Raw genomic sequence first — 18,952 nt, 5'->3', positions numbered from 1 at the left:
ACTGTAACCGGTTACACCGAAAATTACAAGCTGACGCCGAACAGAAAAGCCTGCGCCGTAAACTCAGACTTTAAAGATATAACCGCGCTTGTAGCACCAGTGCATTAGCAGGTAGGACAGCAGCAAAAAGCTCAGCGCAAACGCCAGTGAGCCGTTGTAATCGCCAAACAGTGGTTGATACAGCGCGCTGAACAGCCAGCTTTGCAGTGAGGCTTCGCCGACCGACAGCATCATCAGCGCGCGGGCAGCCAGCCCGGCAAACATAAAGAATAAGATGGCGTTGGCACCAAATACCACAAAGGGCGCACTCCAGCGCCGCCAGCGTTTTACATCGCACAGCCACAAGCAGGCAGCCAGTGCAATGGCGCAGTAACCGCTGCTTAGCAGTACAAAGCTGGGCGTCCACAGGCTTTTGTTAATTGGCAGGCTAAAATGCCACAGCTCGGCCAGCCACACTGCAACTACGCCACACAGCAACAAGCCACGGATTTTCTCCGCCAGGCTGCGCTCAGCCTGCAGCCACTGCGCAATTAATACGCCACTTAAGCAACTGGCTATCGCCGGTAAGGTAGACAACAGCCCTTCCGGATCAAACGCAAAGGGTGTGGCGCTGCGGTAATACACATGATTAGCCCCCAGTACGCTATGGTCGAGCCAGGCGGCGAAGCTATTGCCATATAACAGCAAGCCGCTGAACTGATTGCCCTGCGCATCGGCATACGGCAGATACCAGATGCCGGCCAGATACAGCGCACAGAGCCCCAACAGCCAACCGATACGACCACGGCTGCCACAGTACAGCACAATAAGCACGGTAAAAAAGTACACTAAACCAATACGTTGCAGTACACCCAGCCAGCGTAGTGTCAGCAGTTTTTGCTCTATATAGCTATAAGCCGGGTCGCGGAAATTGTAGTAAAACAGCGCTAAAAATAAGCCCAGAGCAACCAGTTTAATGCTGCGCAGCGCCGCCTGTTTTATCACAACCGCTTTAGCCACAGTGCTTTGCCGCTGCAGGCTAAGCTGCAGCGAGATGCCGACAATAACAATAAAAAACGGAAAGATAAGGTCGGTTAGTGTCCAACCATGCCATTCGGCGTGCCGAAACGGCGCATAGACATAACTCCAGCTGCCCGGGTTATTCACCAAAATCATCGCAGTAATGGTTAAGCCCCGCAGCACGTCCAGCGCCAGCAACCGGTTGGCCGGCAATACTGCCAGAATGGCGTCGGCATAGCGCCGGTACAGGCTTAGCATCAGTCGTTATAGCCCGCCACCGTAACCGGCAGTGTACCGGTTAGCGGGTATTGCTGCAGCAGCGCCTGTGCCAGGGCTTCATAAGTAGCGTTGCCGGCGGCCATCACGGCAGGATCTTCGGCGGTGTTGTAGGCATAACTGGCCAGCACCACATCGGCATATTGGCCGTAACGGCTGATATCATAAGGCGCGCGCAGGCTTAAAAACACATGCGGCTTTTGCTGTGTGTTAATTAACGGCAATAAGGTTTCGTATTGCAAAGTTTGTCGCTCGTAGGCGGCAGCAATATTGGCTATGCCGGTCAAATCGTCCATACCGCCAATATCGGCCAGGCTTTGCATCGGCGCAATAAAGCCGCTGATCACCAGATCGGCAGCAGCAATTTGTGCCGCAGCACGGCTGACATCGGTTTGCTGCAGGCTGATGCTGTCGACCACGAAATGATCTTTACTGTAGTGCTGCAGTGCCGCCGCCAGCGCCTGCGCTTTACTTTGATCCGGCATAATCAACAGCAGTTTTTTGGCTTCAGTTAGCTTAAACGGCCAGACTGCAGTAGCAGGTTTTACCTGCGTCAGTGCGGCTTTTGCCAGCGCCAGCTCGCTATGACGGTGTGCTGCATTGCCTAATGTCTGTTGCGCTTGCTGTACTTGTTTCAGCACCGACGTCTGCGCCGGCAGTAACGGGTATTGCTGCTTTAACGCCACTATGCGCTGATAAGACGCCGCCAGCTCTGCCTTTTTAATCTCACCTTTATTTACCGCGGCTTCCAGCGCATCCAGCAACACAGTCAGGGCGCTTAGCTCGCCGGGGTGTTGCAGCTTCACCGGCATCAGCGCGATATCGGCGCCGGCAGCAAAAGTTTGTACCACCGCTTCGGTATGCGTAAAAAACTTAGCAATGCCGGCCATATCCAGTGCATCGGTGACTATTACGCCGTTATAGCCCAGCTGTTCACGCAGCACATCATGCAGAATTTTGCGCGACAAGGTTGCCGGTTTCAGCATAGTTTCGCCGTCTTTTGACACAAAGCTACTGTTGTCCAGCGCCGGATACTGGATATGCGCCGTCATAATCATGCCGGGGTTATGTTGCTGAATAATCCGGGCAAACGGCAGTAAATCCACACTATTGATCCGCTCAATGCTGTGCTCTACCCGTGGCAGGCCCAAATGGCTGTCTACCTCGGTATCACCATGGCCGGGAAAGTGCTTCAGCGCCGCTATCATACCGCGTTGCTGCATTGCCGCTGTCATGGCGCCGCCCAGCTCTGCCACCTGTTGCGGGTTTTCACCAAAGGCCCGCACGTTAATTACCGGGTTTTGCGGGTTAACGTTGACATCTATAGTGGGTGCAAAATTCAGATTAATGCCCAGTGGCAGCAACTCATCGGCCAGTACCTTGCCCACTTCAGCAGCAAACTTAGTGCCGTGTGCAGCGTAGGTGGCACCTATTGCCATATTGCCGGCAAAAGACGTTGCCAGGCTGCGGGGTAAGCGTGCTACACGGCCACCTTCCTGATCAATGCTGATAAACAGCGGCAATTTAAGCTTGGCGCTACCGGCGGCAGCTTGTAAGTCACGGTTAAGCTGCACTATTTGTTCAATGCTGTGCAGGTTTTCCGCGAACAGGATCACGCCGCCGATATCGTAATCGCGTACCAGCGTAGCCAGCTCTGGCGGCAGTGTTGTCATTGGCGTACGACACTGGCCATTGACCGGTGCTTGTTCGCAGTAATAGCGTAAATCCAGCATCAGTTTTTGCCCCAGCATCTGGCGCACGCTGACATCTTTAGCAGCCGGGTTAAACGCCATAGCCACCGCCGGTAACGTAAGATTGAATACCGCCAACAGCAATAAGCAAGCACGGGTAATACATAACATATTGATCCTGATTTTTAGCAAGGCCACAGCGGCATCCTGTTATTTTGAGCTAAGCAGGCACCAGTACAACAAAAATAAATTATTCGTTCAATACTTTTTTTTATGTATAATTTACTCATGCGGATAAACTCTGTGCTATGTTAAGTTATTATTTTTTTGCCGGAAGCCCACAATGCAGTTAACCCTTGCCGATTGGAGTGTATTCTGCGGTTACTTTATCATGCTGGCCCTGGCCGGCTGGTACTTTAACCAACGCAAAGCCGGCAGCAGCAATGACTATTTCCTCGCCGCCAACAGTATGCCGGTATGGGTTGTTGCAGTGTCGGTGTTGGCTACATCGCAATCTGCCGCCACCTTTCTCGGCGGGCCGGACATGGGCTTTCGCGGCAACCTCAGCTACCTGGCAACCAATATCGGTGCCTTGATCGCCACCTTTATCGTGATTAAATTTTTGCTGCCGCGTTATTACCAATTAAAAGTCACCACGGTATACGAACTGCTGGAGCAGCGCTTTGGCGCCAGCGCGAAAGATCATGCCGGCAAAATGTACTTATTCGGCCGGGTGTTTGCCAGTGGCGCCAGGTTATATATGGCCGCGCTGGCGGTGTCTATGCTGCTGTTTAACAATATTGCCGCCGGCAGTGTTATTGCTGCCGTGATCCTGCTGGCATTAGTCGGGCTGGCTTGCACGGTAATGGGCGGTATCCGCTCGGTGATCTACACCGATGCCCTGCAATGCGCGGTGTACATATTGGCCGCCCTGCTGGTGTTGGGCTATTTGTACCACAGCCTGGGGCTGGATTTGCATACGATACAGCAAGCGCTCAGCAACCCACCGCAAGGCGAGTCTAAGCTGCTGTTGTTCGACTGGCGCACTGATATCAGCTCCGGCGGCGTATTTAATATGTGGTCGGCGTTAACCGGTTTTGTGCTGTTAAATATTGCCGCCTTTGGCCTGGACCAGGATATGACGCAACGGGTACTGACCTGTAAAGACAGCAAAGCCGGCGCCCGCGCCCTGCTCAGCTCAGCGCTGTTGGTGATCCCGGTAATGCTGGTGTTTATTCTGATTGGTTTTTTACTGCATATTTTTTATCAGCGCCCCGAGTTGTATCAGCCGGTGCAGGGCTTTGCCGACAGTGTCGGTGGCGAGAAAGTCACGGTATTTATGTACTACGTACTGCAGGAAATGCCGTCCGGCCTGCGTGGCTTAGTCGTCGTCGGCGTAATAGCCGCAGCCTTATCGACTATCACCTCCGGGTTAAACTCTATGGCCTCGGTGCTGGTGGCCGATATGTACAAACCGTGGAAAATGCGCCGTGCCCCGGCCACCACTGAGCTGCACTTTGTCCGCGCCGGTCAGGCCGGCATGGTGCTAACCGCTGTGGTGTTATCCCTGATGGCGATTTTGTGTTTTTACTGGCAACAATATTCTGCCATGCCGCTGCTGGCCTTTGCCCTTAGCGTAATGGTGTTTTCCTACAGCGGTTTGCTCGGCGTATTCTTTACGGCATTATTCAGTAAACGCGGTAACCGTTATTCGGTCACCGCTGCCTTGTTAAGCGGCTTTGCCGTGACACTGTGCCTGCAACCCTATATTCTGCAGCAATTCAGCCCGACACTGGCGGCGATAGATTTGGGCTTTACCTGGCAACTTTGCCTTGGCTGTCTGGTCGCCACCCTGGTATGTCTTAGCGGCCGGCCGGCACAACCCGGTCTTGCCGTAAGGGAGCAGTAACTATGTGGATCCTCACCGTCGATGGCGGCGGCAGTAAAACCCTGGCGCGGCTAACCGATACTGTTAGCGGCCGGCAATGGCAACAACAGGCCGGGCCGGCATCGCTGACTAATGATTTTGCTTTGGCGCTGCACAATATTAACCAGCTAAGCACGGCGCTGTGCCGCGATGCCGGCGTTGACAGCAGCAAATTGCAGGTAGTGATGGGGCTGGCCGGTGCAGGTAACCCGCAGCAGCAACAGCAAGCCTATGCGCAGTTGGCGCCGTTGTACCACAGCTTGCTGGTCACCACCGACGCCCGCACCTCCTTATACGGCGCCAACCTTGGCCAGCCGGTGCTGGTGGTGGCGCTGGGTACCGGCTCGGTTGCCATGCGCCTGCTGCCGGATGGTACTGAACAACAAATAGGCGGCTGGGGCTTTAATATCGGCGATGAAGCCGGCGGCGCCTGGTTGGGCAAGCTGGCGGTGCGGCAATTGCTCTGGCAGGTCGACAGCCTGGACGGTGTACAAAGCCCGTTGCTGCAGGCTATTGCCGGCAAAATCGGCCACAGCGCCGCACAGTTGTTGCCCTGGCTGAAAAGCGCCGAACCAAATGATTTTGCTGCGCTGGCACCGCTGGTATTTCAATACCAGCGGCAATGCGCTGTGGCAGCCAGCCTGCTGCAACAACAAACCGCAGCAGTAAGCCAACTGATTACACAAGGCCTGGCACACTATGCTTTACCGGTAGTCTTGCTCGGCGGCCTGGCGGCCGACACCCTACCGCTGTTACCGGACTCACTGTGCGCGCAACTGCAAACGGCACGCGGCAGTGCACTGGACGGCGCCTTTATTTTGGCTACACAACACCACACAACTGCGGAAACACGTCATGACGGATAAACAACGCGATAACCTGCTGCAGCAGCTGGATAACATGAGTTCTGAAGCCCGCAGCCCGGACAGTATGGACATCGATTTACTATCCAGTATCGAGATAGTAAAACGCATTAACGCGGCCGACCAAACCGTAGCGCACAGTGTGGCAAACTGCCTGGAGCAGGTCGCTGCCGTGGCCGAGCATATCGTCACCGCCTTTGCTGCCGGTGGCCGTTTAGTGTATTTGGGCGCCGGTACCAGTGGCCGCCTTGGCATCCTCGATGCGGTAGAATGCCCGCCCACCTTCAGCGTACCATCATCTCAGGTAGTGGCGCTGATCGCCGGTGGCGAAGGGGCTGTGTATAAAGCCGTAGAAGGCGCAGAAGACGACCCGCAGCTGGCCGTCACCGATTTACAACGTATTGGCTTAAGCGCCAAAGATATTCTGGTGGGTATTGCTGCCAGCGGCCGCACGCCTTATGTGTTGGGCGGTTTGGCCTATGCCCGCAGTATCGGTTGTGTTACCGCTGCCATCAGCTGTAATGCCAATGCGCCAATCCTCAGCGCCGCCGATATCGGTATTTGTGCCGAAGTAGGCCCGGAAGTACTGACCGGCTCCACGCGGATGAAAGCCGGCAGCGCGCAAAAGCTGGTGTTAAATATGCTAACCACCACCGCGATGATCCGCAGTGGCAAGGTGTACCAAAACCTGATGGTAGATTTACATGCCAGTAATCAGAAGCTGGTTGCCCGCGCGGTGCGCATTGTTATGCAAGCCACCGACTGCGATGCCGACAGTGCGCAGCAGGCGTTACAAGCGGCCGGCATGAATGCCAAACTGGCTATTTTGCACCTGCTCAGCGGCCAAAGCATAGCCCACTGTCAGCAGCAGTTGGCGCAGCAGCAAGGCTTTATCCGCAAAGTATTAGAGGCCAAATAAGATGCGCTATATACCACTGAGCGGCATTGTGTTGTGCGGCTTGATGTTGCTGGCGGCCTGCCAAAAAACCGCTACCGCACCGGTAGTGCAAACCGGGGCGGAGCAAACCGCCCTGTATCTGCCGCTGTTAGCCGGTAAACGGGTGGGCTTGCTGGTTAATCAAACCTCCATCATCGGTGAGCAACACCTGGTGGATGTGCTGCTGGCCAACGGCGTTAATGTCGTCAGTATTTTTGCCCCCGAGCATGGCTTTCGCGGTGATCATGACGCCGGCGCCAGCGTAAAATCCGGCGTAGACAGCAAAACCGGGCTACCACTGTGGTCGTTATACGGCGCCAATAAACAGCCATCGGCAGAGCAAATGCAGCAACTGGATGTGGTGATTTTTGATATTCAGGATGTAGGTGTGCGCTATTACACCTATATCAGCTCAATGCACTATATGATGCAGGCCGCTGCCGACCATGGCGTCAGCATGCTGGTGCTGGACCGGCCCAACCCTAACGGCGCCTATGTCGACGGCCCGGTGCTGGAGCTGCAATTTCAATCCTTTGTTGGTATGCACCCCATTCCGCTGCTACACGGCATGACAGTAGCCGAGCTGGCGCAGATGATTAAAGGCGAAGGCTGGATAAACAACGCTGAGCAACTGCAACTTAGCGTAGTACCGCTAAGCGGCTATCAGCGTAACCGGCCCTATTCACTGCCGGTAAAACCCAGCCCGAATTTGCCCAATGATCAAGCGGTGGCACTGTATCCGTCGCTGGGCTTTTTTGAAGCCACACCGCTGAGTGTCGGCCGTGGTACAACTTTTCCGTTTCAGGTAATTGGCTATGACAAATTCAGCACCGGTAATTTTCAGTTTGTGCCGGTGTCTACTCCGGGCGCCGCGTTAACGCCGCCGTTAATGGATAAAGTGCTGCTGGGTGAAGATTTACGCCAGGCCAAAGTACAAGGCCTGAGTTTAGATTATCTGTTGCGTTGGCATGCGCTGTTTAAAGCGCAACAAGAGCCGTTTTTCAGCGCGGCCGGCTTTATGGACAAACTGGCCGGCACCGACCAGTTACGCCTGCAGATAGAGCAAGGCTTGAGTGAACAGCAAATCCGCGACAGCTGGCAAGACGCGTTGCAGCACTTTCGGCAGCAACGCCAGCCTTATTTACTCTATCCCTGAGCCGGCCAGCGTGGCAAAGCCGGCAATATGCCGGTTAAACGTTAAGGCGCCGCCGGTTTGTCCTGCTGCTTTTTCAGGTTGTAGCGCGCAGCCAACTCGCCCTCTATGCGCTTACCCTGCTGGTCCAGCATAGACAGCTGGTTTTCGCCGACAAAAAACTGTACCGGCTGCTCAGCTTCCAGCAATACCGTGTTGCCGGCCTCATTCCAGTTAAACTTACCGCTGCTGTTAAATTCCTGTGCCGACTTACCAATATACACCTGGCTTAACTGATAACCGCCATCAGCGCTTAACACCACTGTAGTACTGATGCCTTCACAATCAGCACAGGGCAGCATCCCCTCGTAAGTGCCGGCCCAATCCAGGCTGTTACGGGCATTATGTTCGCTATCTGCCGGCACCGACCCGGCGGCAGTAGCTGTAACGGCATCCGCCACCGGCTTATTCGTTGGCACTTTACCCGGCGTATTGTTGTCACAGCCGGCCAACAACAGTAAGGCGGTAATAGTTAACACAGTTACACGGCTATTCATGGTTCTGTCTCCTTAGCGCAATCTGTATCGCCGGCGCTGCAGCAACGGCAACGCGGCGATAGCTGTTTACCATAGTTAGTCACCATACTGCTGCGCCGTCACTTTATGCCGGCTGAATGACACTAAGGCTGCAGACAAGCCTTTAAGGTAAATCAAAGATCAACGCTTTAACCGCCGCAGTAGCGCTAAGCGGCAACGCCGTTTCATCGCTGATTTTAATGCCATCACCAGGTTGCAGCTTGTTACCGGCCACGTCCAGCTCGCCGCTGATCAAGTGGATATACTGCTTGCGACCGGCCCGGCTACTGTACGTCAGCTGCTGTGCCGTTGGCAGAATTAACTGATACAGCAAAGCATCCTGGCGCAGCGTTAAACTGCCGTCGCGGCCATCCGGTGACAAGATCAGCGTTAAGCCGTCGCGCTGGCCAAAGTCTTTTTGCTGATAACCCGGCTCACCGCCCTGTTGGTTCGGCTGTAGCCAAATTTGTAAAAACGTCAGCTCATCCTGCTCGCTGGCATTAAACTCGCTGTGGTAAATACCGCGGCCGGCGCTCATCAACTGAAACTCACCGGCAGGCAGTACTTCGGTATTACCGGCCGAGTCTTTGTGCGCAATCTGGCCGGACAGCACCAGGCTTAAAATTTCCATATCTTTGTGGCCGTGGGTATCAAAACCGGCGCCGGGCGCGACTCTGTCGTCGTTAATTACCCGCAGCGCTGAAAACCCCATCTGTGCCGGGTCGTAGTAGCTGGCAAAGGAAAAGGTGTGGCGGCTTTGTAACCAACCAAAATCGGCTTTACCACGATCTGCTGCATATCTGATATCAAACATCTTGCTGCTCCTGAATTAAGTTCATATTACGCAGACAGCATAACGGCGCTGTTACAGCGGAAAAAGCGGAATAATTTGCGCTCAATGTTCAAATAATTTGAACCTGGGTTAAACACAGCCACCTAAGCTACACTGACACAATGCTTTTTCAGGCAGTTCTTTTCACACAGTCCTTTTTTGGCAATATACGGAGCAAATAATGAGTATTAATGTACTGGCCATTTGCGGCAGCTTACGCGCTAAATCCACTAACCGCGGCCTGGTGCGCTATGCGCAGGCCCATGCACCGGATGGCATGAAAATTCATCTGGCAGATTTAATGGAAGTACCATTTTATAATGCTGATCTGGCGGAAAAGCCGGCAGCCGTGCAGCAATTGCTGAAACAGATGGCCGAAGCCGATGCCTTGTTACTGGCCTGCCCGGAATATAACTACTCGCTGGCGCCGGCGCTGAAAAACGCGCTGGACTGGGCCTCGCGCGAACCCGACAACCACCTGCTGACCGGCAAGCCGGTAGCCATGCTCGGCGCCGGTGGCGGCATGGGCACCAGCCGGTCACAGTACCACCTGCGCCAGGTGTGCGTGTTTTTAAACCTGCACCCGCTAAACCAGCCGGAAGTGTTCGCCAATGCCTTTACCGGCAGTTTTGACAGCGACGGCAATTTAATTGACGAGAAAATCCAGGGCCTGGTGCGTAAACAGCTGGATGCACTGGCAAAGTGGCAACAGCAACTGGCGCGGTAAAACCGCCAGCAACAGCTCAGGCAGACAACGGCTGACAGCACCTTAAAGGTACATGTAGTTTTGCCTTGAGCGCAATGCCGGCTTTGCCTACAATGGCGCATATTTTATTTAGCATAGGCCGAAGCCATGAACGACACTACAAAAAACGAAACCACTGCACGCCCGGCGTTACCGGATCGCCTTTCTGTTAACCCGCGCAGCCCGCATTATGTGGCGGAAATTTTCGAGCATGATATTGGTATTAAGCTAAACGGTAAAGAACGCTTTGATGTGGAAGAATATTGCATCAGCGAAGGTTGGGTAAAAGCGGCTGCGCCTAAAGCGCTGGACCGCCGTGGCCAACCGCTGTTGATGACCGTTAAAGGTACTGTTGAAGCGTTTTATCGTTAAAACGCTGCGTTACAGCCGCCGCAGTTAAGCTAACAGCCGCTTAGTTCTGCGGCTGTTCTTCTGTATCAGGCTGGCTGTCTGTATCAGGCTCATCGTCTGTATCTTTTTGCGCTTTACCGGCGGTAGCAACACATTGCCAACCCCAGCCGCGCTGTTTTTCGGCAAACTGTGCCGCTTTGTCCTCACAGTAACCGGCATCAGCGCTGGCACGCCACAGTACCTGAGTTTGACCGTCTTTGGTGTACTGTACTTCGCATGGCAGTTCAGTGCCCTGCGGATAGGCGACTTCGATTACCCGCACGGCCTCACCTGATTGGCAATGTATTACCTGGTTATCCGCTGCAAACAGCGAAACAGGCAGTAACGTTAGCAACAATGCAGCAAATTTCATGTTGTTCTCCAAAGTGTTAGTGTAAAGCTTGCTCAGTATAGCAAAGTAGCCGGACTCGTATAGCCCGTATAATATTTCGGCAGTAATTACTGCTTTAAACAGCAAAACAATAATGAAAAAACCAATATATGCAGCATTAAATTGACAATATATTTACCGGCGATAGAATCCTTATTTTCTGAGTTTTTAAACTTTTCGGTACTGAGAAGGTGGCAGGATGCTGGACAGACACTACGACGGCGTAATATTGGCAGACAAATGGGGCAAAACTTATTTGTGCAGCAATTGTTTACTGGCTTACGCTGATTTGGGTGAAGATTGCCTCAGTGACGTAAAAGATATGCAGTTTGGCCGCTATTTCCTGCACGACCTGGAACCGCATTGGAGCCATCGTGCAATTTGGGCGGCAATGTATCAACACGCCAAGCCGTGGCAGTTTGATTTATCCAAACTAAGCAATTTCGAACTGCGCGATTCCTTAATAAAAATGTTCGCCGCCGATGAAATGCGCATATGGCAACTCACCGAAGGCTGGGGCCAGCCACCGGAGGATAACAGCATTGGCGAAGGCGGCTTAGCACCGGAAACCGGCGGCAGTGGCGCTGCCCCGGCGCCGGTAACCAGAACAGCCAAACCAGGCGGTGGCACAGCGCCAGAGGAAACCACAACAGCCAAAGCAGCAACGCATGAGGTGAAGAGCCCGCCAGCTAAGAAACCTGCTAACCCGCCGCAAAGTTTGGAAGATTGCGAAGCTTTGCTGAAAAAGGCCGCTGACGATTTAGCCGCTAATGGTTATGTGCCTAAATACTCAGATTCAGAGCTGCGCGCTATGGCTGCAGCGGGAACATTACCAAATGACCGTTTCATGGTGCGCTTTAGTCCTTCGGCAGACTCTATTGATAAACCTATCGGACATATGCGCTCATCTGGCCGCCATCCTTTATGGATGTCGACTTTTGATATGATTGAGCGTGCTGATACCGACCCGGCCCTGATTGCGGATCTATTTGGTACCAAATACGATCCAAACAAAGAGTACACTCTGTATATCGTCGATCGCGGAGAGAATTATTTGACCGATGGGCCAGATACGTTTGTGCCAACTTTCAAGAATATGCAGTCAAAACTGAAAGATGAATTTTCTGGCGACATTAAGCCTGAATTGATTGAGCAAGTCATGACGCCGGAATATTCCGAAGAGTTTAGAGCACACTGGGATGCATTTAATAAAGATGTAGTTGGTAACGGGCAGGATTGGCGCGACACGTTCGAAACAAAGGAAGCCGAGAGATTTGCAGCCGAGTACTTCTCTGACCAGGCTGAGCAGGATAAATTTATAGCTCGGCAAAAAATCCTATCAGAAATAGGCGCTTGGGAAGTATTTACAGGTGACGGACTGACTGAAAGATATAGCCAAAAAGGCTCGCCAGGGGCGCTGGAAGTGTTGGAGATTCAACACAAACCAGAGTCTATTAGAGAGCTGGAGTCTCGTAAATCAGTTAAAGCAATTAAGCTTTCAGGGAAATAATTAGCATCATGAAAGACATTAATCTTTTAAACAATGCAGCTGAAATGGCATTGTACAAATTTTTGGGTAACGAATTACTCGATGAAACAGGTAGCAAAGAAGTTAAGTATTTCTGTAGCGACAAGTTGCTGATAATTTATGAGATTTCCCGTGGGAAAATTAGAAACACCGAGTATCAGACCGAACTACCACTGTCTGCTTTGAGTTGGCTTAAAGACACTATTTTAAACGGGTTTTGGAAGCTTCCTTCTGAAGGAGGTTTACCTAAAGACCAGCATCGGTGCATGGCGCATTTTAACAATGAAGAAATTATTATCGGTAGAAGTATGAATGCCGGTAACTACGACAAATCGGGGTTTAAGATCGTAAACAAGTCCCGAAAGTCTCACATCTTATCTTCCTGGCCACAAGAGTTTCAAATAACTGACGAGCGTGTCGAGAAGGTATTATTGCCATTGTTTGAACGATTAGGCGCTAATTAACGTTAGTTTTAGTTACCGCCGGACTCTGACCTGCTCGTTGACTACAACTCCCTGATAACGGCGGCAGATAAAGTTATTGCCGCCATTGAGGCTTATATCGCCGCCGGCTGCAGTAATTTGCCGCTGCGTAAATCCAGCAATTGGCCGTTTAATACGGCTACTTGCACGCCCTGGTCATTGGCCAGCAAAAAAGTAGCATTGCGGTATCTGGCCGGGGTTGGTCCGGTTAAGCCCTGTGGATTAACTAACAGCGGTAAGTCGCTGTTGTTAGTTAGCAGGCTCTCGTCACCGCTGAAGTGGCTGTAACCTTCGCGCAGCAGCGCCAGGTAGCCGGCGTTATCCAGCGTTAACGGTTTGGTTAGAGCATAGGCTTTGGCTGCCTGATACTGCAGGCCGCCGGCGTCAAATTTGTGGTAGGCGGCATAAATAGATAAATCGCCGATATCACGGATACGCGCCCGGCGGTTGCCGTCGATATCCAAATCCAGCGCTATATCAATCAGCGCCTTGTGGCCGTTTACATTAAGGCTAATATTGTCCAGCAGCAGATCTTTAATGCCGTCATCGCGGTTAAAAGGTATCGCCTGATAGGCGCTGAGCGGCTGTTGCTGATAGGCGCCACTGCCGATACTTTCAATGCTCATTATCAGCAGCTGGGTATTTAGCCGCCGTGCTACCTGGCGGGTATCATCAACCGGGTGGCCGCCGGATTCAATTAATACCGTGCTGATGCCCATACCGGCGAAGGTATCGCCAAAAGAGCGCCAGGAAAAGGTATCATCGTATTTTGCCAGGTAACCCGGCATTTCACGTGACATTAAAGTGGCCATATCACCGATAAGCTGCATGGCTTTTTTGCGCGCGGCATCAATATCTTTTGCCTCGTTAAATGCCGGTGCCAGCAGTGAAATAGTTGCCGGCTTAGCGCTGTCGCCAACGGTATAAAAGCGGTTTTGGTCGTGCAGGTTCAAGCCAAAATCCGGTTTAAATGCTTTGGCCACCTGCATCAGCACGCGGCCTTCCGGCGTCTGTAAGGCTTTGGCATCGCGGTTAATATCAATGCCCATGCTGTTGAAGCGCGAATGCGCGGCCGCACCGTCCGGGTTAACCATCGGCAACAGCCGCAGTGTTACTTTGCTTAACCATTGCTCGCGCCAGCTGCGGTTTTGCTCAGCAGCAATAAAATTCAGCAGGTCCATCAAAGCGGCAGTGGCGGTTGATTCATCACCGTGCATTTGCGACCAGGCCAGTATTTTAACCGGCCCGCTGCCAATATCAATTTGCCATATGGCCGTACCCTGCGCCGACTGGCCGGCCTGCGTAAAGCGGAATAACGGATTTTGCTGATGCTGTTGCAGCACAGGAGCAATATCGCTGTGCACCAGTTGCCGCTTATCCAGCCCGGCTTGTTTAATGTTGTTATACTGCTGTGCCGATAAACTGCTGAATGTCATTGCTTGTACCACCGTGGATAAACTGAAGAAACCGGCCAGAAACCAGATTAGTATACGTTGCATGCTGCACCTTTAAGCTAACATCTTGTGTGGCTAAGCATGGCGCAACTTTGTTAACAAAAGCAAGTTATCCGGCCACGGCCAAACCTGTTGCCGGCCCCATCCAACGCAAGCGCCGCTTTATCGCAAAAGCAACCACAAGGCTTGCGGCCAAACCTGACAACCGGTATAAATTATTCAGCTTTTACGCAAACAATAATAATAACAGGAGGCCATTTTGGCTGATTGGTTAACCCTGGTACCGGCACTGGTAGCCATTATCATCGTACTGTGGCGCAAAGAGGTGATCCTCGCGCTGTTGCTGTCGTTGTGCAGTGCTGAATTACTGATCTTTTTGCAGGCCGGTGGCGCAGGCCCGGGCTTGCTGCTCGATGGCAGTATTCAAACACTGGAGCGCATAGTGGCGGTAACCAAAGACGGTGATAACGCCCGTATTTTAATGTTCTCCTTATTAGTCGGTGGCTTGCTGGCTTATATGCGCGACTCCGGCGGCGTGTCGGCCACGGTAAAAATGCTGGTGGAAAAAGGTATTGCCAAAACCCCGCGTCAGGCCGGCTTACTCACCTTCTTTATCAGCTCGGTGACCTTTATTGAGTCTAACCTCAGCTCGCTTACTGCCGGTATCAGCTCGCGCGGTTTGTTCGACAAGTTTAAAATGAGCCGTGCGCGGCTGGCCTATATTATCGACAGTACCAGTGCACCTATCTGCATTATTATTCTGCTTAACGGCTGGGGCGCTTATATTCTTGGTTTGCTCAGCACCTACTCGCTGGGCGATAACGCTGTTTCGGTGCTGATTGGCACTATACCGCTGAACTTTTATGCACTGTTTACGCTGACTGTGGTGCTGTACACCATTATAACCGGTAAGGTATATGGCCCGATGCGTAAGTCGGAGCAGCAGCTGCATACGCTGGCGGCCCACACCGAAATTGATGTTAAACCCAGCCATCCGTCTTTTATGCTGCTGCCGCTGCTGACCCTGGTGGCATCGATGCTGGGCTTTATGCTGATGACCGGCAATGGCCGGCTGGTAGAGGGCTCAGGCTCGCAATCGGTGCTGTATGCTACTACGCTGGCCTGTTTGGTGGCTTACTGCATGATGTTATTCAGTAAACGCTTTAAACATCAGCAACTGGTGGATATCGGTTTTAAAGGTATGAGCGAACTGCTGCCACTGGTCACCATAGTGCTGTTATCTCTGGCGCTGGGCAGCAGTTTAAAACTGCTGGGTACCGGCACTTTTATTGCGTCTATTGTTAATGACAGCCTGCCGCTGGTGTTGATCCCATGCCTGCTGTTTTTGGCCGGCGGCTTAATTTCATTCACTACCGGCACCAGTTGGGGCACCTTTGCTATTTTGATCCCCATTGGCATGCCGATGGTGGAGTTGCTCGGCCTGCCGCCGTCTTTGGTGCTGGCGGCAATACTTAGCGGCGGCGTATTTGGCGATCACTGCTCGCCAATTTCCGACAGCACCGCCGTCAGCTCGGTCGCCTCGGGTTGTGACTTACTCGAACACGTGAAAACTCAGCTGCCCTATGCGCTGTTTTGCGGCGCCCTGGCGCTGCTGGCGTTTCTGCTGGCCGGAGTGCTGATGATATGAAAATACTGCCACTAACGGCCCTGCTGCTAAGCGGTTGCGCGGCTGTAACACCAGCAACGGTCACACCAACACCGGCTGAGATACCGGCCGACTTTATTGATATTGCCACCCTGGTGCCGCAGGCACAGGTGCATATGGCTTACCTTGGCAGTAACAACTTTGTCGGCAGCCGGGTTGATGGTTACCAGGCGAATAAATGCTACCTGCAACAGAATGCGGCTCAGGCGCTGGTACAGGTGCAGCAAGCCGCAGAGGCTCAAGGCTATAGGCTGTGGATTTTTGATTGTTACCGGCCTCAGCGGGCAGTAAACCATTTTATGCGCTGGGCGGCAGATTTAGCCGATACCGGTACTAAAGCGCAGTACTACCCTAACCTGGGCAAAGATAAACTGGTGGGCGAATATATTGCCGAAAAGTCCGGCCACAGCCGTGGCAGCACTATAGATTTAACCCTGGCAGCGAAAGACAGCAGCGGTAACTGGCGGCCGATTGATATGGGCTCAAAGTTTGATATGTTTGATCCGATCTCTAATGTTGGTGCGCCCGGCATCAGCGCAGAGCAACAGGCCAACCGGCAACTGCTGGAAGACCTGATGCACGCAGCCGGCTTTAAGGTATACAGTATGGAATGGTGGCACTTTACCCACCAACCGCCGGTATATACCGAACAGTATTTTGATTTTATCGTCCGCTGACGCCAACCAACTCAGGGCCGCTTAACTGCCGGTACGGCGGCGCAAATGCATTTGCATCGCCAACTCGTCCTGTTGCTTTTGTTCGCGGCGCTGCTGTTGTAACAGTTGGCGCTGCTGGCGCTGTTGCAGCAACTGTTCTATTGCCAGATTATAGGCCGCCTGTTTATTACAGGCCTGTTGCTGCGTCACCGCTTCCTGCTCTGCCAGCGCACTGCGTTGCTGCTGCTCTGCTGCCAGGTCATGCATAATGTGCTTTAAGCCGGATAAGTTCTGCAGGCTTAAACTGCAGAGCATTTGCTGATTACTTTCCAGGCTGCCGATATGCTGCGCCAGCACACTGCTGCGCTGCTGCTCCTGCCCGGCCAGTTGTTGCAACCGGCTGTGCCGGCTGCGCATCGCATCGAAGTTATCTTGTTGTGTTTGCAGATATTTTTTAAGCATGCTGCGTCACCAAAGTTGCTAACTGTTGTTCGGTCTCGGCAAAATCAACTTGCTGATTTAAGCCCTGACAAAGAAATTGCTCAATTTTCGGATACAGCGCTACTGCCCGGTCCAGCTCGGTATCACGGCCGGCCTGATAAGCGCCCAGCGGGATCAGCTCCTGCACCTGCTGATAACGGCTGTACAAACGTTTTAAGCTGTAACAGCTTTTCAGTTGCTGCTCCGAGACAATATTCGGCATCACCCGGCTGATAGAAGCGCCTATATCAATGGCCGGATAATGGCCGCGCTCGGCCAGCTCGCGGCTTAATACCACGTGGCCGTCCAAAATAGCGCGGGCAGCGTCGGCTATCGGATCCTGCTGATCGTCACCTTCGGCCAACACGGTATAAATGGCGGTCATGCTGCCACTACTGTCATTGCTGTTGCCGGCACGCTCTACTAACTGGGTTAACTTGCTGAACACCGACGGCGGATAACCGCGGGTAGCCGGCGGCTCGCCGACCGACAGCGCAATTTCGCGTTGCGCCTGGGCATAGCGGGTTAACGAATCAACCAGCAGTAATACATGCAGGCCCTGGTCACGAAACCAGGCGGCCAAACGGTGCGCTAACTCGGCACTGCGCATCCGCAGCAACGGCGACTGATCGGCCGGTGCTGCTACCACTATGGCTTTTTTCATGCCATCCGGGCCCAGGCTGTGTTCTATAAAATCTTTTACTTCCCAGCCGCGCTCACCTACCAGGCCAACTATCACCACGTCTGCCGCAGTAAAGCGTGTCATCATGCCAAGCAGTTTACTTTTACCCACGCCGGAGCCGGCAAATAACCCCAGCCGCTGGCCCTGGCCTACAGTAAATAAACCGTTGATGGCTTTAATACCGACATCCAGCGGCGTGGTGACGCCTTTTTTCTGCATCGGATTCACCGCCGCTAATTGCGCGGTAATATGCTCACCTTTAACTAAGGCCGGACCGCCATCCAGTGGCTGCATTAAGCCATCTACCACACGGCCGAGTAAGGCATGGCTGACGGTTAATGCCTGATCATGGGTTAACGGCCGCACTTTGGCGCCGGTGGTCAGGGCGCTGGCGTCTGTTAACGGCATTAAAAACGCCTGGTCACGGTCAAAACCGACGACTTCGGCTTCAATCCAGCAGCCGTGCTGGCCTTCCACCTGATAACGCTGGCCCAGCGTATATTGGCCGCCGGCCACTGTTAAGATCATGCCGTTTACCCGCACCAGGGTGCCAAAGCTCTGGCACAACGGGCCCGGCTGCAGTTGCTCTGCCGCCTGCTGCAAGCGCTTAAGCACTGACATCGTCTGCGGCCTGTAATTGCTGTTGCACCTGCGGCAACATGGCGGCTAAACGCTGGCGAAAATCCACCAGGTGCAGTTGCGCCGTGCCGACAAAGGCCGCGCTCCCCGGCGCCAGGCTGTGATCGGCCTGCAGTTGCACCTCGCCCAGCGCGGTAACGTCTAACTGTTGCCACACTGCCCAGTCTTGCGGCGCCAAACGCACGGCGCTGATGTGTTCATTAACCTGCAGCAGCGGCAGCAGGCTGTTAACCGCTTGCTGTAAGTGCGCCGGTTGCAGGCTAAGTTCAGCCTCCAGTGTACTTTGTGCCAGTTGGCTTACCAGCTCGAATACACCCAGCGCCAATTGTTGTTCCTGTTGCTGCTGTTGCCCGGCCAGTTGCTGCTGTAACTGCGTTAACTGCTGCTCAAACTGCTGGCGTAATGCGCGTACTGCCTGCTTAAGTTGTTCGCCGGCTTCGGCCTGCGCTTGCTGCTGCGCCGTTTGCTGCGCCTGTTGTTTGCCCTCTGCAGCGCCCAGCCGCTTGCCATCCGTTAAGCCACGCTCATACGCCAGCTGCAGTTGCTGTTCAATGCTCTGCTGTGACAGATCACGTTGTACACCGGGAAAACGATACGGGTCCGCCAT

The 18,952-nt window shown here is 53.3% G+C and carries 19 protein-coding genes; 10 read left to right on the top strand and 9 right to left on the bottom strand.

Features of this window, described 5'->3' with window-relative positions; translation table 11 throughout:
* Window positions 1–63 precede the first annotated feature (63 nt).
* Window positions 64–1,257 (bottom strand): acyltransferase family protein, encoded by a 1,194-nt coding sequence (locus ACTZWV_RS18090; protein ID WP_444787888.1) that lies wholly within the window; start codon window positions 1,255–1,257, stop codon window positions 64–66.
* The gene (gene nagZ, locus ACTZWV_RS18085; RefSeq protein WP_444787887.1) at window positions 1,257–3,137 is read right to left on the bottom strand and encodes a beta-N-acetylhexosaminidase; all 1,881 of its coding nucleotides are present in this window, start codon (window positions 3,135–3,137) and stop codon (window positions 1,257–1,259) included. Before nagZ ends, ACTZWV_RS18090 begins: the two co-directional genes overlap by 1 nt.
* A 172-nt stretch (window positions 3,138–3,309) precedes the next feature.
* On the opposite strand from nagZ, the gene ACTZWV_RS18080 reads away from it, so the two are divergent.
* The 4 genes from ACTZWV_RS18080 to ACTZWV_RS18065 are packed head-to-tail and all read left to right on the top strand — an operon-like array spanning window position 3,310 to window position 7,849.
* Window positions 3,310–4,875 (top strand): sodium:solute symporter, encoded by a 1,566-nt coding sequence (locus ACTZWV_RS18080; protein ID WP_444787886.1) that lies wholly within the window; start codon window positions 3,310–3,312, stop codon window positions 4,873–4,875.
* A gap of 2 nt (window positions 4,876–4,877) precedes the next feature.
* Complete coding sequence (locus ACTZWV_RS18075) at window positions 4,878–5,759, top strand: BadF/BadG/BcrA/BcrD ATPase family protein (protein WP_444787885.1); 882 nt, start codon at window positions 4,878–4,880, stop codon at window positions 5,757–5,759.
* The gene (gene murQ / locus ACTZWV_RS18070; protein WP_444787884.1) at window positions 5,749–6,675 is read left to right on the top strand and encodes an N-acetylmuramic acid 6-phosphate etherase; all 927 of its coding nucleotides are present in this window, start codon (window positions 5,749–5,751) and stop codon (window positions 6,673–6,675) included. Before ACTZWV_RS18075 ends, murQ begins: the two co-directional genes overlap by 11 nt.
* A gap of 1 nt (window position 6,676) precedes the next feature.
* Window positions 6,677–7,849, top strand: a complete 1,173-nt coding sequence (locus ACTZWV_RS18065) for an exo-beta-N-acetylmuramidase NamZ family protein (RefSeq protein ID WP_444787883.1) — start codon at window positions 6,677–6,679, stop codon at window positions 7,847–7,849.
* 41 nt (window positions 7,850–7,890) lie between these two features.
* Here ACTZWV_RS18065 and ACTZWV_RS18060 read toward each other — a convergent pair whose 3' ends face one another.
* Both ACTZWV_RS18060 and ACTZWV_RS18055 read right to left on the bottom strand, forming a co-directional pair.
* Window positions 7,891–8,382, bottom strand: coding sequence for a copper resistance protein NlpE (locus ACTZWV_RS18060; protein WP_444787882.1), 492 nt, complete (start codon window positions 8,380–8,382; stop codon window positions 7,891–7,893).
* Between the two features lie 142 nt (window positions 8,383–8,524).
* Entirely contained in the window at window positions 8,525–9,214 is a 690-nt protein-coding gene (locus ACTZWV_RS18055) for a pirin family protein (RefSeq protein ID WP_444787881.1), read from the bottom strand.
* Between the two features lie 199 nt (window positions 9,215–9,413).
* Between ACTZWV_RS18055 and ACTZWV_RS18050 the strand changes: the two genes are divergently transcribed.
* Window positions 9,414–9,959: an NADPH-dependent FMN reductase gene (locus ACTZWV_RS18050; protein WP_444787880.1), complete on the top strand. Its 546-nt coding sequence runs from the start codon at window positions 9,414–9,416 to the stop codon at window positions 9,957–9,959.
* 126 nt (window positions 9,960–10,085) lie between these two features.
* The gene (locus ACTZWV_RS18045; protein WP_444787879.1) at window positions 10,086–10,349 is read left to right on the top strand and encodes a DUF3297 family protein; all 264 of its coding nucleotides are present in this window, start codon (window positions 10,086–10,088) and stop codon (window positions 10,347–10,349) included.
* Window positions 10,350–10,389: 40 nt separating this feature from the next.
* Here the strand turns inward: ACTZWV_RS18045 and ACTZWV_RS18040 are convergent, their stop codons facing one another.
* The gene (locus ACTZWV_RS18040; protein ID WP_444787878.1) at window positions 10,390–10,740 is read right to left on the bottom strand and encodes a hypothetical protein; all 351 of its coding nucleotides are present in this window, start codon (window positions 10,738–10,740) and stop codon (window positions 10,390–10,392) included.
* Between the two features lie 217 nt (window positions 10,741–10,957).
* Between ACTZWV_RS18040 and ACTZWV_RS18035 the strand changes: the two genes are divergently transcribed.
* Together ACTZWV_RS18035 and ACTZWV_RS18030 are read left to right on the top strand one after the other, a co-directional pair.
* Window positions 10,958–12,268, top strand: a complete 1,311-nt coding sequence (locus tag ACTZWV_RS18035; protein ID WP_444787877.1) for a hypothetical protein — start codon at window positions 10,958–10,960, stop codon at window positions 12,266–12,268.
* Between the two features lie 8 nt (window positions 12,269–12,276).
* On the top strand, window positions 12,277–12,750 hold the full coding sequence (locus tag ACTZWV_RS18030; protein ID WP_444787876.1) for a hypothetical protein: 474 nt from the start codon (window positions 12,277–12,279) through the stop codon (window positions 12,748–12,750).
* Between the two features lie 92 nt (window positions 12,751–12,842).
* Here ACTZWV_RS18030 and ACTZWV_RS18025 read toward each other — a convergent pair whose 3' ends face one another.
* A complete protein-coding gene (locus ACTZWV_RS18025; RefSeq protein WP_444787875.1) occupies window positions 12,843–14,267 on the bottom strand; it encodes a M14 family zinc carboxypeptidase in 1,425 nt (474 codons plus the stop codon).
* Between the two features lie 214 nt (window positions 14,268–14,481).
* Between ACTZWV_RS18025 and ACTZWV_RS18020 the strand changes: the two genes are divergently transcribed.
* Window positions 14,482–15,870, top strand: a complete 1,389-nt coding sequence (locus tag ACTZWV_RS18020) for a Na+/H+ antiporter NhaC family protein (RefSeq protein WP_444787874.1) — start codon at window positions 14,482–14,484, stop codon at window positions 15,868–15,870.
* Window positions 15,867–16,565, top strand: coding sequence for a M15 family metallopeptidase (locus tag ACTZWV_RS18015; RefSeq protein WP_444787873.1), 699 nt, complete (start codon window positions 15,867–15,869; stop codon window positions 16,563–16,565). Before ACTZWV_RS18020 ends, ACTZWV_RS18015 begins: the two co-directional genes overlap by 4 nt.
* A gap of 21 nt (window positions 16,566–16,586) precedes the next feature.
* On the opposite strand, the gene ACTZWV_RS18010 is transcribed toward ACTZWV_RS18015, so the two are convergent.
* From ACTZWV_RS18010 to ACTZWV_RS18000, 3 genes are read right to left on the bottom strand one after another with little or no spacing between them, the layout of a single operon-like run.
* Window positions 16,587–17,006 (bottom strand): hypothetical protein, encoded by a 420-nt coding sequence (locus tag ACTZWV_RS18010; protein ID WP_444787872.1) that lies wholly within the window; start codon window positions 17,004–17,006, stop codon window positions 16,587–16,589.
* Window positions 16,999–18,327 carry a FliI/YscN family ATPase gene (locus tag ACTZWV_RS18005; protein WP_444787871.1) on the bottom strand — a complete coding sequence of 443 codons (1,329 nt, stop codon included), beginning with the start codon at window positions 18,325–18,327 and terminating at the stop codon, window positions 16,999–17,001. The genes ACTZWV_RS18010 and ACTZWV_RS18005 overlap by 8 nt, the downstream gene beginning before the upstream one ends.
* Window positions 18,314–18,952 (bottom strand): FliH/SctL family protein, encoded by a 639-nt coding sequence (locus ACTZWV_RS18000; protein ID WP_444787870.1) that lies wholly within the window; start codon window positions 18,950–18,952, stop codon window positions 18,314–18,316. Before ACTZWV_RS18000 ends, ACTZWV_RS18005 begins: the two co-directional genes overlap by 14 nt.

Source organism: Rheinheimera sp. NSM (genome assembly GCF_052380015.1).
GTDB lineage: Bacteria > Pseudomonadota > Gammaproteobacteria > Enterobacterales > Alteromonadaceae > Alishewanella.
This window is presented reverse-complemented; position numbering and strand designations above follow the sequence as displayed.